This window comes from Microvirga terrestris, assembly GCF_015694425.1.
Classification (GTDB): domain Bacteria; phylum Pseudomonadota; class Alphaproteobacteria; order Rhizobiales; family Beijerinckiaceae; genus Microvirga; species Microvirga terrestris.
Window position 1 is genome coordinate 561382 of record NZ_JADQDN010000002.1, and the last position, 15779, is coordinate 577160.

The 15779-nt window shown below is 65.3% G+C and carries 11 protein-coding genes; 5 read left to right on the top strand and 6 right to left on the bottom strand.

What is annotated here, in order from left to right; genetic code table 11:
• Nucleotides 1-56 precede the first annotated feature (56 nt).
• The 3 genes from I2H36_RS06840 to I2H36_RS06850 form a co-directional block, all read right to left on the bottom strand.
• A complete protein-coding gene (locus tag I2H36_RS06840; protein WP_196263103.1) occupies nucleotides 57-1265 on the bottom strand; it encodes an acetyl-CoA C-acetyltransferase in 1209 nt (402 codons plus the stop codon).
• A gap of 119 nt (nucleotides 1266-1384) precedes the next feature.
• Nucleotides 1385-3178 carry an acyl-CoA dehydrogenase C-terminal domain-containing protein gene (locus I2H36_RS06845; RefSeq protein WP_196263104.1) on the bottom strand — a complete coding sequence of 598 codons (1794 nt, stop codon included), beginning with the start codon at nucleotides 3176-3178 and terminating at the stop codon, nucleotides 1385-1387.
• A 287-nt stretch (nucleotides 3179-3465) separates the two neighbouring features.
• Entirely contained in the window at nucleotides 3466-3876 is a 411-nt protein-coding gene (locus I2H36_RS06850) for a MerR family transcriptional regulator (RefSeq protein ID WP_196263105.1), read from the bottom strand.
• 364 nt (nucleotides 3877-4240) lie between these two features.
• On the opposite strand from I2H36_RS06850, the gene I2H36_RS06855 reads away from it, so the two are divergent.
• The 4 genes from I2H36_RS06855 (at nucleotide 4241) to I2H36_RS06870 (ending at nucleotide 10202) form a co-directional block, all read left to right on the top strand.
• Complete coding sequence (locus I2H36_RS06855; protein WP_196263106.1) at nucleotides 4241-7354, top strand: SEL1-like repeat protein; 3114 nt, start codon at nucleotides 4241-4243, stop codon at nucleotides 7352-7354.
• A 102-nt stretch (nucleotides 7355-7456) separates the two neighbouring features.
• Entirely contained in the window at nucleotides 7457-8386 is a 930-nt protein-coding gene (locus I2H36_RS06860) for a sulfite exporter TauE/SafE family protein (protein ID WP_196263107.1), read from the top strand.
• On the top strand, nucleotides 8383-9144 hold the full coding sequence (locus I2H36_RS06865; RefSeq protein ID WP_196263108.1) for a TIGR02186 family protein: 762 nt from the start codon (nucleotides 8383-8385) through the stop codon (nucleotides 9142-9144). The genes I2H36_RS06860 and I2H36_RS06865 overlap by 4 nt, the downstream gene beginning before the upstream one ends.
• Nucleotides 9145-9224: 80 nt before the next feature.
• Nucleotides 9225-10202 carry a nitrilase family protein gene (locus I2H36_RS06870; RefSeq protein ID WP_196263109.1) on the top strand — a complete coding sequence of 326 codons (978 nt, stop codon included), beginning with the start codon at nucleotides 9225-9227 and terminating at the stop codon, nucleotides 10200-10202.
• Nucleotides 10203-10267: 65 nt separating this feature from the next.
• Here the strand turns inward: I2H36_RS06870 and pdeM are convergent, their stop codons facing one another.
• A complete protein-coding gene (gene pdeM, locus I2H36_RS06875) occupies nucleotides 10268-10969 on the bottom strand; it encodes a ligase-associated DNA damage response endonuclease PdeM (RefSeq protein WP_196263110.1) in 702 nt (233 codons plus the stop codon).
• Entirely contained in the window at nucleotides 10966-13614 is a 2649-nt protein-coding gene (locus I2H36_RS06880; RefSeq protein WP_196263111.1) for a ligase-associated DNA damage response DEXH box helicase, read from the bottom strand. The genes pdeM and I2H36_RS06880 overlap by 4 nt, the downstream gene beginning before the upstream one ends.
• A gap of 270 nt (nucleotides 13615-13884) precedes the next feature.
• On the opposite strand from I2H36_RS06880, the gene I2H36_RS06885 reads away from it, so the two are divergent.
• The gene (locus I2H36_RS06885; protein ID WP_196263112.1) at nucleotides 13885-14703 is read left to right on the top strand and encodes an SDR family oxidoreductase; all 819 of its coding nucleotides are present in this window, start codon (nucleotides 13885-13887) and stop codon (nucleotides 14701-14703) included.
• A 1-nt stretch (nucleotide 14704) separates the two neighbouring features.
• Here the strand turns inward: I2H36_RS06885 and I2H36_RS06890 are convergent, their stop codons facing one another.
• Nucleotides 14705-15670 carry a class I SAM-dependent DNA methyltransferase gene (locus tag I2H36_RS06890; RefSeq protein ID WP_246718676.1) on the bottom strand — a complete coding sequence of 322 codons (966 nt, stop codon included), beginning with the start codon at nucleotides 15668-15670 and terminating at the stop codon, nucleotides 14705-14707.
• Nucleotides 15671-15779 lie beyond the last annotated feature (109 nt).

Below are 15779 nucleotides of genomic sequence, written 5' to 3' on the forward strand. Positions count from 1 at the left end.
TTTCTGGTCTTACGATCCCGGGTTCCGCTCCGCGGCCCCGGGATGACAGTGAAAGATCAAACCCGCTCGATGATCGCGGCCGTACCCATGCCGGCAGCCACGCACAGCGTCACGAGAGCCGTCTGCTTGTTCGTACGCTCCAACTCGTCGAGCACCGTGCCCAGAATCATGGCGCCGGTAGCGCCGAGCGGATGGCCCATGGCGATGGCGCCGCCATTCACGTTGACCTTCGCCGGATCGAGATCCATGGCCTGGATGTAGCGCAGCACGACCGACGAGAAGGCCTCGTTGATCTCGAAGAGGTCGATGTCGTCCTTGGTCATGCCGGCCTTGCGAAGCGCCAGCTCCGACACGTCGATGGGACCGGTGAGCATAAGCGCGAGATCGGACCCGATGGAGGCGAAGCCCTTGATGCGCGCACGCGGCTTCAAGCCCGCCTTCGTGCCGCCCTCCTTGTTGCCGACGAGCACGGCAGCCGCGCCGTCGACAATGCCCGAGGAGTTGCCCGCGTGATGCACGTGGTTGACGAACTCCACGTCCGGGTGGGCTGCAATCGCCACCGCGTCGAAGCCGCCCATCTCACCCATCTGCACGAAGGCGGCCTTGAGCTGGCCGAGCGACTGCATGTCGGTCTGCGGCCGCATATGCTCGTCCTTGGCGAGGATTGTGAGGCCGTTGATGTCCTTCACCGGCACCACGGACTTGGTGAACCGTCCTTCGTCCCAGGCCTTCCCGGCACGCTTCTGCGACTCGACCGCATAGGCGTCGACGTCGTCACGCGAGAAGCCATACTTGGTGGCGATGAGATCCGCCGAGATGCCCTGGGGCAGGAAGTAGTTGTCGATGGCGATGCCCGGATCGACCGGCCACGCGCCCCCGGATGCGCCCATGCCGACGCGGCTCATGGATTCGACGCCGCCCCCGATGGTGATGTCCTTCATGCCCGACATGACCTGCGCGGCTGCAAGCGCCACCGCATCGAGCCCCGAGGCGCAGAAGCGGTTTATTTGCACGCCCGGCACTTCCTTGCCGAAGCCCGCCTTCAACGCCGCCGCACGCGCGATGTCGCCACCGGCCTCACCGACCGGGTCGACGCAGCCGAGCACCACGTCTTCCACTAGCTTCGGGTCGAGGTTGTTGCGGCGGCGGATGGCGTCGAGCGCGGTCACGGCGAGGTCCACCGCAGGAACCTCGTGCAGCGAACCATCCGGCTTGCCGCGTCCGCGCGGGGTGCGGACGGCATCGTAGATATAGGCTTCAGCCATGGAGGCCTCCTGGTCTCTGTCATCCCGGACGCTGAAAGCGATCCGGGACCGTTATCAGAATAGAGTGCTTCACTCGTCATGCGATCCCGGCTTTTCGGCCGGGATGACGCTTAGTACAATCAGAACGCTTCCACCGGCATCGCCATGGTCGTATCCGCACCCGTCGTGATGAGGGCGAGGCGCGTGGCGGTCTCGGGCATCATGCGCTCCATGAAGAAGCGCCCTGTCAGGAGCTTGGCGTCCATCTTCTCGGCGACGCCGTTGCCTTCCGCCTTCTTCACTTGCGCGGCCTTCGCCATCCTCGCCCACATATAGCCCAGAACCACGAGGCCGAAGAGGTGCATGTAGTCGGTGGCGCCGGCGCCCGCGTTGTCGGGCTTTGCCATGGCGTTCTGCATGAACCACATGGTGGCCTGCTGCAGATGACCGAGGCCCTGTTGCAGGGGCGCGATGTAAGCCTTGAGACTCTCGTCGCCGGCATTTTCCTGGCAGAAGGCGCCGACCTCGTTGAAGAAGGTCATGACGGCGCGGCCGCCATCCTTGCCGAGCTTGCGGCCGACGAGGTCCATGGCCTGGATGCCGTTGGCGCCTTCATAGATCATGGCGATGCGGGCATCGCGCACGAACTGCGACATGCCCCATTCCTCGATATAGCCGTGGCCGCCGAACATCTGCTGCGCCTTGACGGCGTTGTCGAAGCCGAGATCGGTGAGCACGCCCTTCGCCACCGGCGTCATGAGGCCCATGTAATCCTCGGCGACTTGGCGCTGCGCCTCGTCTGAGGAGCGGTGCGCGATGTCGTTGTTCAGCCCCGTCCAGACGATGAAGGCGCGGCCCGCCTCATTGAACGCCTTGATGGACAGGAGCGTGCGGCGCACGTCCGGGTGCACGATGATCGGATCGGCGGGCTTGTCGGGGAACTTCGCGCCGGTGAGCGAACGGCCCTGGAGGCGGTCCTTCGCATAGGCCACCGCATTCTGGTAGGCGACCTCGGACTGCGCCAGTCCCTGCACGCCCACGGCAAGACGCGCCTCGTTCATCATCACGAACATGGCGTTGAGCCCGCGGTTCGCCTCACCCACGAGCCAGCCCCTGGCGCCGTCGTAGTTCATGACGGCAGTGGCGTTGCCGTGGATGCCCATCTTGTGCTCGAGCGAGCCGCAGGACACGCCGTTGCGCTCACCCAGCGATCCGTCCTCTTTCACGAGGAACTTCGGCACCACGAAGAGCGAGATGCCCTTGGTGCCGGCGGGCGCCCCGTCGATGCGGGCGAGCACCAGGTGGACGATGTTCTCCGCCATGTCGTGCTCGCCGGCGGAGATGAAGATCTTGGTGCCGGAGATGGCATAGGAGCCGTCGCCGTTCGGCACGGCCTTGGTCTTGAGCAGGCCCAGATCCGTGCCGCAATGAGGCTCGGTGAGGTTCATGGTGCCGGTCCATGTACCCTCGATCATCTTAGGCAGGTAGGTGCGCTTCTGCTCCTCGGTGCCATGCTCGATCAGCGCCGCGATGGCCCCTTGAGTCAGGCCTGGATACATGCCGAGCGCCAGGTTCGACGAGGAGACGAATTCCTGCATGATCGTGTTGAGGACGGACGGCAGGCCCTGGCCGCCGAACTCCTCAGGCGCGGCAAGACCCATCCAGCCGCCGGCAGCGTAGGCCTCGTAAGCTTCCCTGAAGCCCTTGGGCGTAGTGACCGATCCGTCCGGATTGCGGGTGCAGCCCTCCTGATCGCCGGAAAGGTTCAGGGGCGCGAACACCTCCTCGCAGAGCTTGGCGCCCTCGGCCAGGATCGCCTCCACCGTATCGGGCGTCGCATCGGCGAAACCAGGAAGGTTGTTGTGGCGCTCAATCGGGAACACGTCGTTCAAAAGGAACATGACGTCTTCGACGGGGGCCTTGTAGACCGGCATTCGGATGTCTCCCAGATCGGATTCCAACCCGAATCTTCCCATACGAGAAGATGCGGGCCAAGCGGATAGTTCACATATAAACTATCCGGCATCGTTTGGAAGAGGCGCGCCCTTAAATCTTTCGGGGGAGTGGTGAAGGCTGGTCTCTCGGCCAGGAAGGCTCCCGGCTGCTGCTAGGCCGTGCTCCTCCTTCCGCAATCTTACGCGCACAAACAAAAACCCTCCGACATCGAGGCGCAGGGCCTGATGCCGGAGGGTTTGTTCTGGTGGCCTGAGAACGCGGGAGATCAGGCCGCGGCAGCTATACCGGCACGGCGGGCCTGGAGTTCGGCCAGAGCCTCTTCGATTTCCTTCTTCTGCTGCTCAAGATGCTGGATCTGGTCCTCGATCTGGTCGAGGGACAGCTTGAGGTTCATGGCCGGGCCGTTGCCCGAGCGCTCCTCGGCCAGCATGGCGCGGATCTCGGTCAGGGTGAAGCCGAGCTGCTTGCCCTTGAGGATCACGGAGAGGCGCTCGCGGTCCCGGGCATCGTAGATTCGGGCGGTGCCATCCCGGCGGGGGGACAGGAGACCCCGATCCTCGTAGAACCGGAGCGTGCGGAGGGTCACCCCGAACTCACGTGCAAGGTCGCCGATCGTGTAGTGCTTTGCACCCTCTGCTGCATCTCCAGCTTTGGCGCCGATTGCGTATGGATCCATGGAATGCCCCGTCATCTCATTGTTCTCGGCTCAGTGCCCAGCGCACATCCCCTTTGGTAACGAAATGATAGAACATACATTTCATAATATGCAAGAATATTACAGACATCATGTGCCGATAGGGCAGAAGAACCCGCCCCCTGCGGCATGACGAAGGGGAAGATACTGCCTGTCTGATAGGCAATCTGCTCGAAACCCTCTCCATTTAACGGGTTTTTTACTACGCTCGACGAAAGCTGAACCTCCGGATGAAGGGTTTGGAGGCGTCGTGATTCGCCCCTCTCCACTGCCCCTTACCCGTCAGACGAGGATCGGCACGGGGCTTGTCATCGTCTTGAGAGTCCCGGCGTATCCCCGCGAGCCCATGATGAGACGACCCGTCCTCTCAAGACTTGACGACCTCGACGCCCGCGAGCTGGCGATGGCCGCGGCACGCCGGGCAGGCTTGAGTCTTGATGACTGGGCGGCGGCCGTTCTGGCCGAGATGGACGACCAATCCACACCCTCGTTTCGGCCCAAGCCCCGCCGGACGGCCGGCAGCGATCTCGAAACCTTGATTGGCCGGATGTCGTCCGCGCCGCGCCCGCAGTCGAAGAAAGATTACGGGGCCCTCAAGGCGGCCATCGCGGCCGAGAACGAGCGGCAGGCGCAGGAGCAGGCCTCACGGACGGCCATCGCGCTGGAGTCGATGGCAAGCTGGATTGAGCAGGCCGAGACCCGCCTCAACGATGCCGCCCGCATGTCCACGGATCAGCAGGAGCGTATCGTGGCCATCCTGTCCCAGGCCCTGTCGTCTCTGAAGGAACGCCTCGACACGGTCGAGCGCCGGGTCGCGCCGCGCGTCGAGTTCCCCATGGAGGAGGCGCTCAAGGCGCTCGCTCCGGTGGCGGAATCCCTGACCGGCCTGCGGGCCGACATGTCCCGGCTCGCCACTCGCCTCGAGCAGCCGAACACGGATCTCATGCCAGCCGTTGAGACGATCCGCTCTGAGATCGACACGCTCCGATCCGGCATGGAGCATCTGGCGACCCGCAACGAAATCGCTGCCCTGGGTGCGTCTTTCGGTTCCATGGCCAAGGACCTTGAGCAGGGCCCCACAACCAAGGATCTGCACACCCTCGCCGGCTCGATGAGCGTTCTCTACGAGGAGGTCCAGACCCTCTCCGAGCGGGTCAATCATGAGCTGCATCGGAACCTCGGCCTCGGCATCGAGCGCATCACCGACAAGATCGACCGCATGGCCGAGGCCGGCATCGACCGCTCGGTGATCGACTTCCTCAGCGGCCAGATCGTGGACCTGCGCCAGGATCTGGCGACCCGCGCCGAACCGCAGCAGATGGACCGGCTCTCCAGCGAGATCGAAGCTCTCGGCCGGCAGATCGTCGAGCTTCGCCTCCATCAGGTCGGCAAGAGCGATTTCACCGCCCTGAAGCGGTCCCTCGATGATGTCTGCTCGGCCCTCTTCGTGACCGCCACGGCCCAGGACACGAGCAAGGTTCCGGAATTGCTGGAAAGCGTGGATCGCCGCCTCGATCTCCTTGTCCGCCGCCCGGACCCAAAGCCGATTGAACTCGCGCCGATCAGCGAACAGCTGGCGCTCCTGACCGAGCGCATGGCCAACCTGTCCAGCGGCCGCTCCCCTGACGGCGATGCAGCAGCCGAGCGCGAGGCCCTCTCTCACGAACCTCTCCTGGAGCGGTTCGATCGGATCGAGCAGGAACTGCAGCAGCTCGGTCGGCAGTCGGACACCGCCGACGTGGCCGGGTTGCTCCGCTCCATCGACGAAAAGCTTGAACGCACACCCGCACAGCCAGCGGGCTTCGATGCCCTGGAGCGGCAGGTCGCAGCACTGACGGAGCGCCTCGAATCCGCGCATGGGGAACCTCTGCACAAAGCCCTGGAAGAAGCGGCCGGGCATCTGGCGAATTTGCAGAACGAGGTTTCCAGGATCGCCGAGCGGGCGGCCAGGGCCGCGCTGAACGACATCCGTTCGGCCCTGCCGGATACAGGCGATCTGGATACCCTCAAGCATGGCGTCATCGAGCTGAAAGCTCTTCACACCCGCTCGGACCGGAAGACGCAGGAAACCCTGAAGTCGGTTCATGAGGCCCTGGAGGCGTTGGCATCCCGCCTGCCGAACCAAGCTGCGCCGGTTGCCGACAGCGTGACGCCCCAGCCCTCAGAGTTGCCGCCCGCAGATCGTCTCGAAGCGGCCGTGCGCAAGCTTCACGCGGTCACACTGTCCCGGATGGAGGAGACCACGCTCTCTGTTCCCGACGCTCCCGTGCATGAGCCACGACCGGCAGAGGTCACGCCTGTTGCAGCCTCGGACGCCGATCAAGGCCACGTCCGTGCGAGCTTCATCGCGGCGGCACGAAGGGCTGCGCAGAATGCGACGCCGGACCTCGCAGAAGCCACACCCTCGCCACAGACGCAGGGAGAAGGATTCACGCGGGACGAGCAGGAGGGAAGCGACGAGGCGGCCGAGCCACCTCTGCCATCGCTGTTCGAGCGCCTGCGCCGAACCCTCGACAGCCACCGCCGCCCTCTCCTTCTGGGGCTCGCGTTTCTGGTCCTGGCGGCCGGGACCGCACAGATCCTGTCGGGAGAGCACAGCGCTTCATCCTCCGCGTCGGCGACTGCTCCTCAGGTGATCCAAGCTCCCGAGGCGGAAGCACAAGGCATACCGACGGCTCCTGCGGCGAAGCAGGACTTGAGCCTGTTTCAGCCCACCAGCCTTGCAGCGCAATCTCCAACCCCGGTCGCTTTGGCGGCAGGCCGATTCCTCGTCGATCCGGCAACGATCGGTGACATCCCGGCTGAGATTCCGATGGGTTTGCGCCAAGCGGCCCTGTCGGGCGACGCGGCAGCCCTATACGAGATCGGCGCCAGATTGACCGAGGGGCGCGGCGTGGTCGAGGATCCGGCAGCCGCCATCCGCCTCTTCGAGCGCGCCGCCCAGGCGGGTCTTCCACCGGCTCAGGAACGGCTTGCCGCGCTGTTCGAAAAAGGCCTCGGCGTCGGGCGCGATCTCAAGCAGGCTGCCTTCTGGTATGAGCGGGCGGCCCTGGGCGGCCATGTCCGCGCCATGCACAACCTCGCAACTCTGCTTGCCTCCGGGGCCCATGCTAAGCCAGACTATGTCACGGCCCTGCGCTGGTACAATGAGGCCGCAGAGGCGGGCTTTCGCGACAGCCAGTTCAACACGGCCCTGCTGCTCACCCGCGGCATCGGCTCGAAGCCCAACCTCCCCAAGGCGTTCCAATGGTTCTCTCTCGCGGCCGCCCAGGGCGATGCGGAAGCCGCCCGGAAGCGGGACGAGCTGGCCGCTCGCCTCGGCCCAGCGGATCTGAAGAGCGCCAAGGCCGCCGTCGATCAGTGGCGCCCGCGCGCCGTGGACCCGATTGCGAACGAGCCTCCGGCGGCAATTCCGGAATGGACGACGGCCCTGGATCGATCTTTGCTCGACAGGAGTTGAAGGCAGGCAGGCTCCGTCATCTTCCGTTCAGAACATGACCGTTACATCGCCTGCATGATGCTGTAACAACGAAGTGGCTGCACCGGCCATAGGGGAACCGGGTTGCAAATCTATTTGCCTATCGCTGAGATGCCTGTGAGTGTTCTTCTCATCCTCGGGATGGGTGCGGCGGTGGGCTTCATTTCCGGGCTGTTCGGCATCGGCGGCGGCTTTCTCATGACGCCGCTCCTGATCTTCCTCGGCATTCCCCCGGCGGTTGCGGTGGCAACCCAATCGGCCCAGATCGTCGCCTCCTCCACCACCAGCGTGCTCGGCGCTCTCAGGCGCAATGCCCTCGATCACAAGCTCGGCGCCATTCTGGTGGCCGGCGGCTTCGTCGGGTCCGCCCTCGGCGTCTGGTTCTTCGCGGCCGCGCGCCGCGCCGGCCAGCTCGATCTCGTCATCGTCATCTCCTACGTGACGCTGTTCACCATCGTGGGCAGCCTGATGCTGAAGGAGAGCATCCGGGAGTTCTGGCACCGGCGGAAAGGCGGCGCGGTGCGGCTACGCCGCCGGGCGGGCGAGCATGCGCCCTATCTCGGCTGGCCCCTGCGCATGCGCTTCTACCGCTCCAAGCTCTATGTGAGCGTCATCCCGATCCTCGGGCTCTCGCTCTTCATCGGATTCGCCGGCGCGCTGCTCGGCATCGGCGGCGGCTTCATCGTGGTGCCGGCGCTGCTCTATGTTTTCCGCGTGCCCACCACCGTGGTCGTCGGCACCTCCCAGTTCCAGATCGTCTGCACCACGCTCGTGGCACTCATTCTTCACGCTGTCACCAACCAGGCGGTGGACATGGTGCTGGCGATCCTTCTCATCGTCGGCGGCGTCTTTGGCGCCCAGTTCGGTGCCCGGATGGGACGCCATCTGCGGGCGGAGCTGTTCCGCTTCCTGCTGGCGATCCTGCTGCTGGCCGTGGGCCTGCGTTTCGGGCTCGAACTCGTGCTGCAGCCCGAGGAGCCCTTCTCCATCTCCGTCCAGGAGGTGCGCCAGTGAGGGCTCTTGGCCTCTTTCTGCTCCTCCTGGCGAGCCTCGCTCCTGCCCGGGCCGAGACCCTGATCACGTCTCTGTCGAACCATCGGGTCCTTATCAATTCCAACTATACCGGCACGGAGATCGCGGTGTTCGGCGCCATCGAGCGCGACGCCCAGACGGTCGCCCGCGCCACGGGCTTTGACGTGGTGGTGACCGTGCGCGGCCCGCGGCAGTTCCTGACCGTGCGCGAGAAGGAGCGGCTTGGTCCCGTCTGGATCAACCAGGACCAGCAGAAATTTCCCTCGGTGCCCGCCTATATCAGCGTGATGACCTCCCGGCCGATTGCGGAGATCACCAGCGACCAGCTGCGCCAGCGGCAGAAGGTCGGCCTCGAGTCGATCATCAGCGCCAACGATTTCACCTATGCCCGCGACGGCGCGGACAAGCCGTTCCGCGAGGCGCTCCATCGCCTGAAGGCCCAGGAAGGTCTCTATATCGAGAACGAGCGTGGCGTGACCTTCCTGACCTCCGACATTTTCCGCGCGGGAATTCCGCTGCCGGCCACGGCGCCGCCCGGAAATTACGATGTGGACGTGACGCTCTTTGCCGACACCGTGATCCTGGCCCGCACCAACACCAGTTTCGAGCTGGTGAAGACGGGCTTCGAGGAGCAGGTCGGCGTCGTCGCCCGCGACTGGTCGCTGTTATATGGCCTTGCAACGGCCGTGATCGCGATCTTCTTCGGCTGGCTCGCCAACGTCATCTTCCGACGCGACTGATCCAAGGCGCGTCACTCCAAGACTTTACGTGCAAGGGCCAGCGGGCGATCCTGCGGATGGAACGGCAGAGGTTTGATGCGATGATTCTCAAATGCGGAACGGTTCAGTTTCACCATAAGGCCAATGACAAGGCCTATAACATGTCGGTGGTTGAGCGCTTCTGCCGGGAGGCCGCCGGGCGGCAGGTGAAAATTCTCGCTTTTCCCGAGATGTGCCTCACGGGCTACTGGCATGTGCGGGACCTTCCCCGTGAGCCCATCGAGGCGCTCTCGGAAGCCGTTCCATCAGGGCCCTCGACTCAGACGGTCCTCAAGCTCGCGGCACAATTCGACATGGCCATTGGCGTCGGCCTGATCGAGCGGTCAGACGATGGAAGGCTTTTCAACACCTATGTCGTGTGCATGCCCGACGGACAGGTGCATCGTCACCGCAAGCTCCACGCGTTCGAGAACGATTGCATCGCGAGCGGCGACAGCTACACGGTGTTCGACACGCCCTGGGGCGTGAAGGTCGGCGTTCTCATCTGCTGGGATAACAACCTCGTCGAGAACGCCCGCGCCACGGCCCTGCTCGGCGCCGATATCGTCATGGCGCCGCACCAGACCGGCGGCTGCCATTCCCGCAGCCCGCAGGCCATGGGGTTGATCGACCCTGGGCTCTGGGAAAACCGGCATAATGATCCGGAGGCGATCGAAGCGGAGTTCCGAGGCCCCAAGGGACGCGAATGGCTTCTGCGCTGGCTGCCTGCCCGCGCCCATGACAACGGCTACTTCCTGCTGTTTGCCAACGGCGTCGGAGAGGATGACGGCGAGGTGCGCACCGGCAACGCCATGATCATCGATTGCTATGGGCGGATCATCGCGGAAACCTGGAAAGCCGAGGATGCTCTGGTCGTCGCGGATCTCGACCTCGACCTCCTGCCGCTCGCCACCGGCCGCCGCTGGATCCGCGGCCGCCGCCCGGACCTCTACGGGCTTCTCACGCAGCCGCAGGGGCATGAACTCGCCCCGCGGCTGGCACGATTCTCGGAGGCTCCTGTGGTGAAGACGGTGGAGTAAAGGCAGCCCTATTGTCATTCCGGAGCCGCGCAGCAGAGCCCGGAGTGACAGTGGAAGCCTGTACCCTAATCCCGGCAGAGCATCGACTTCGCGATGGCGAAAATCCGCTCCGTGCCGATCAGATGCGCGGTGAAGCCGTTGGCGAAGAGCGGCTTGAACGCCGCATCGCAGGCATTCAGCCCGCCCGCATAGGCGCCCAGCGCCGGCATCACGCAGCGGCTACCATCCGTGAGGAAGCAGCGCCGGCGAGTCGAGCGCCCGCGCATCACCACCTTGCCGACCGGATGCAGATGGCCGGCGACCTCAACCTGCTCGCCTGCCATGGGTTCGTGGCGAAGCGTCAGCGAGCCGAGCGCCATCTCCTCCACCACCTGCCCGCCGATGCTGTCAGGCAGGATCCGGTCATGGTTGCCTGTGACCCAGATCCAGTCGCGGCCCTGCTGCACCTGCGTGAGCGTGGTGCGCTCCTCGGTCCCGAGGCGCTCCGGCCCGCCGATGTCGTGAAAACTGTCGCCGAGCGCGATCACGGTCTTCGGGTTGAAGCGGAACACTGCGTCGGAGAGAGCAAGAAGCGTCTCGCGGGTGTCGTAGGGCGGCAGCATCATGCCGCGCCGGGCAAAGGACGAGCCCTTCTCGAAATGGAGATCAGCCACGAGCAATGCATCGTGGGCCGGCAGATACATCGCCCCCGTCAGGTCGAGCAGCGCCAGCTGCCCCTTGAGCTCGATTTCGTGCGTTGTCTGTTTGTTCTTCTGCAATGCCGTCACGCCAAAGCCTCGTCGAGAAGCGCTGCTTCCGCCTCGGCCAGAATCTCGTCCGCATTGTCGCTATAGACGCGCTCGCGGCCGATCTCCAGCATGACGGACACGCTCAAAGGAGAAACCCGGTCGAGCGGCTTGTGGATGATTCGCCCCCGGATGCGCTCAAGCATCATGCCGAGGCGCCTCACGTCGAGGAGTCCCGTTGCCGCATCCGCCCGGGCGGCGCGCAGCAGAACGTGATCGGGCTCGTGCTTGCGCAGCACGTCGTAGACGAGGTCGGTGGAAATCGTCACCTGCCGGCCGGTCTTCTTCTCCCCCGGGAACCGGCGCTCGATCAGCCCGGCAATGACCGCGCATTGCCGGAAGGTGCGCTTCATCAGGGAGGATTCGGCGAGCCAATCCTCCAAATCGTCGCCCAGCATGTCCTCGGAGAACAGCTCGTCCAGGAACCCGGGCTCCCGCGCCGCGCGGCCTGCGATGTCGCCCGAGGCATAGACCGCGATGCCGTAATCGTTGGCCACGAAGCCGAGGGGCTTGAGCTTGGCGCGTTCCAGGCGGCGGGTGAGCAGCATGCCGAGCGTCTGGTGCGCGAGCCTGCCCTCGAAGGGAAAGCAGGTCATGTAGAAGCGGTTGCTGCGCGGAAAGGTCTCGACCAGGAGGTCGCGCTGTCCCGGCACGATGGAGCGGCGGCGCTGCTGCAAAAGCCACTCGGTCATCTGCGGCGGCAGACGGTCCCACTCGAACGGGTCGGCGAGGATCGCGCGGACGCGAGCCGCCAGGAAGGTCGAGAGCGGGAACTTGCCGCCTTCATAAGACGGGATCATCGGGTCGGTGCCGGCGCCCGCGCGGGTGGCGAGGACCTCGTCCTCGGAGATGCCCTCGAAGCGCAGCACCTCGCCGGCGAAGAGAAACGTGTCGCCGGGCGTCAGCGTCTCGGCGAAATATTCCTCGATCTCGCCGAGGATTCTTCCGCGTGGCAGTACGGTACCGGGCCGCGAGCGCATGCTCTTGCCGAGGCGCACCTTGATCATACTCGACTCGACGATGGTGCCGACGTTCAACCGGTATTGCTGCGCCACCCTGGCATCGCGCACGCGCCACAAACCATCGTTGCCCTTCACGATCTTGGCGAAGCGCTCATAGGCCCGAAGGGCATAACCGCCCGTTGCCACGAAAGCCACGCAGGCCTCGAAATCCTCCCACGTCAGCCCGGCATAGGGCGCGGCGGAGCGCACCTCCTCGTACAAATCCGCGAGATCGAAAGGCCCGGCGCAGGCCATGCCGAGGATATGCTGGCACAGCACGTCGAGGGCACCGATGCGCGCATCCGGCGTATCCTGCGCGGCCTCGTGGACCGCATCGAGCGCGGCACGGCATTCGAGGATTTCGAAGCGGTTGGCCGGCACGAGATAGGCTTCCGACGGCTCGTCCATGCGGTGGTTCGAGCGGCCGATGCGCTGCATGATGCGGGACGCGCCCTTCGGCGCGCCCACATTCACCACGAGGTCCACATCGCCCCAGTCGATGCCGAGATCGAGCGTCGCCGTGCAAACGACCGCCTTGAGCCTTCCCGCCGCCATCGCCTCCTCGACGCGCCGGCGCTGCGACACGTCGAGCGAACCGTGGTGGAGCGCGATGGCGAGGTTATCGTCGTTGAGCTTCCACAGCTCCTGGAACGTGTATTCCGCCTGCAGGCGCGTATTGACGAAGACAAGCGTTGTCTTGTGCGAGCGGATGAGATCGTAGATGGCCGGCATCGACAGGGACGCCGTGTGGCCGGCAAGCGGCAGGCGCTCGTCGAGGTCGAGCATGCGGATGTCGGGCTGCGCGCCGCCCTGCACGACGACGAGATCGGCGAGTCGTTCTTCACCCTCCCCTTGAGGGGGAGGGTCGGAGCGCGTCAGCGCGCCGGGGTGGGGTGGCACCGCGACATTCGGGGAAGTCGCGTTTCCCACCCCCTCCCGCACCTGCGGTGCGACCTCCCCCCTCAAGGGGGAGGTGTTCGCGGCGCGCTGCGGCACGAGATAGCGCCTGAGATCATCCGGCTCGCGCACCGTGGCCGACAGCCCTACGGCTGTCGCCTGCGGGGCGATCATCATCAGCCGTGCGAGGCCGAGCGACAGGAGGTCGCCGCGCTTCGAGGTCACGAGGGAGTGCAGCTCGTCCAGCACCACGCGCCGCAGATCCTTGAAAAATTCCTGCGCCTCCGCGTGCGCCAGCAGCAGCGCCAGCTGCTCAGGCGTGGTGAGCAGGATGTCCGGCGGCCGCTCGATCTGGCGGGCGCGCTTGTGGGAGGGCGTATCGCCGGTGCGCGTTTCGACCCGGATAGGAAGCGCCATCTCGGCCACTGGAATCTCGAGGTTGCGGGCGACGTCGGTCGCCAGCGCCTTCAGGGGCGAGATGTAGAGGGTATGGAGCCCTCGCCTGTCCTTGGCCGTGCCTCGGCTCGGCCCCCGTTCCGCCAGCTCCACAAGGCTCGGCAGGAACCCGGCGAGCGTCTTGCCTGCGCCTGTCGGCGCCACGAGCAGCACCGAGCGGCCTTGCCCAGCCTTGGCGAGCAGGTCCAGCTGGTGCTCCCTCGGCTTCCAGCCGCGGCTCTTGAACCAGTCACGAAAGGTCTTGGGGAGAAGGGAGGCGGAGACTCGAGACATGAATGCTCAAGATAAGGCTGCCGGAATGGTTCCGCTATGGTTGGGTATCGCCCTCTCTGTCATTCCCGGGAGGACGCGTCAGCGGAGGAGAAGGGAAGCCACCCGCACCCTCAGCTTTATGGATCCCCTTCCCTCGCCTTCGGCTCGCCGGGGATGACACAAGGCAAAGCCTCAGAACATGTGAACGCCCCTATCTGCCCGCTTGCCATCAGGCCCAGGATCGCTTCAGGTCAGCCAACGCCAAAAACGATATTTGAGAGGACCAACGCCATGCCGCACGAGACCCAGTTCCAGAATGCCATCGCGGTCGTCACCGGAGGGACGCAAGGGGTGGGCGAGGCCATCGCCCGCACGCTGGCCGAGCGCGGCGCCAAGGGCATCGTGATCTGCGGCCGCAACGAGGAGCGCGGGCATGCGGTGGCCCGCGAGATCTCCAACCAGGGCTGCCACACGGAATTCGTGCGAGCCGATCTCGAAAGCGTGGAGGAAGCGCGCCAGGTCACCGCGCGGGCCGACAGCGTCTTCGGGCGCGTGGACGTGCTGGTGAACGCCGCCGGCATCACCGACCGCGGCACGATCTTCGACACGACCCCGGAGCTCTTCGACCGCATGTTCGCGGTCAATGTCCGCGCGCCGTTCTTCCTGATGCAGGAGGCCGCCAAGATCATGCGGCGCGAAAAGATCGAGGGCACGATGGTCAACATCCTGTCCATGTCGGCCCATGGCGGCCAGCCCTTCATCTCGGCCTATTGCGGCTCGAAGGGCGCGCTTGCGACGCTGACCAAGAACGCCGCCTTCAGCCTCATGCCCTGGCGCATCCGCGTAAACGGCCTCAACATCGGCTGGATGAACACGCCCGGCGAGGACCGCATCGTGCGTCTCTACCACGGCGCGCAGGATGGCTGGCTCGAGAAGGCCGAGAAGGAACAGCCCTTCGGCCGCCTCCTGGACCCGCTCGAGGTCGCCCGCGCCGTGGCGTTCCTGACATCCACCGAATCCGGCATGATGACCGGCTCGATCATCGACTTCGACCAGTCAGTGGTGGGCTGCTACGAGAGCGCGCCGCATCCGTCGATGCCGGCTGAATAAGTCATCGCTGCAGGACGCACAAAAACCCGGGAACCGGCACGCCGCGATCCTCCCGGGTCGACACCCGCTCGAAGATCACTACTGTGAAACCCGCTGTCTCTGCGAGTTCGCGCAGGTAAGTCTCGCTATGGGCGTAACGAGCATCCTCGCCGAGGATGAAGCCCTCGCGCTCATGCGCCTGCACGGTAAAGGCAAACAGCCCTTCGCGCTGCAAGACACGGTGCGCCTCGCGGAACGCGGCATCGAGCGCCGCCATGTAGACGAACACGTCGGCCGCCACCACGAGGTCGGCCTCCGCGCTGGCGCAGCTTGAGAGAAACGACACGAGCTCGCCCTCGTGCAGGGCATCGTAGAGCTTCGTCTTCCCAGCCTTCTCCAACATGCCCGGGGAGAGGTCGACGCCTTCGATGGATGAACACAGCCCCTCAAGCGCCTGCGCCATCAGCCCGGTGCCGCAGCCGAGATCGAGGGCGAGGCCGAAGCGATAATCCAGAGTCTGTTTGGAGCAGGCGCGGCGCAGGGCATCGGCGATCAGCGCCGGCCCGCGATAGTGAAGGCTCTGGGTCAGGTGCTGGTCGAATTTAGGCGCGTAATCGTCGAAGAGCGCCCGCACATAACCGTCCGTGATCGCCTCGCCGGGCGCCAACGCGCCGAGCCTGGCGAGGTCGAGGCGTACGCCCAGTTCATCGACAGGCTCCAAGACAAGAGTCTGGCGCAGGGCGCCCACGGCTTCTTCCCGGGCGCCCAGTTCGGCCAGAGCGCGCCCCAGCATGGCATGGGCGGCCGCAAAATCCGGCGCGAGTTCCAGCACCTGCCGGGCCAGATCGGCAGCGGCCTCGAAGTCGCGCTCGTCGAAGGCGGCGCGGGCATATTCGTAGCGGCGGTCGGCGCGAAAATCGCCGGTGGATCGGGCGGTCGAGGCTGGCGGCATGAGCGTGTGGATGCGGGAGAGCGGACAGGCTGTCAATGGTCGGGCAGGCCTCAGTGTAATCATGGACGAGCCGAAAGCGATGGAAGGGGTTCACGATCAAGCGCTGTAGGATGGATTCCCTTCCCCTGCGATGGCTGCGACATCT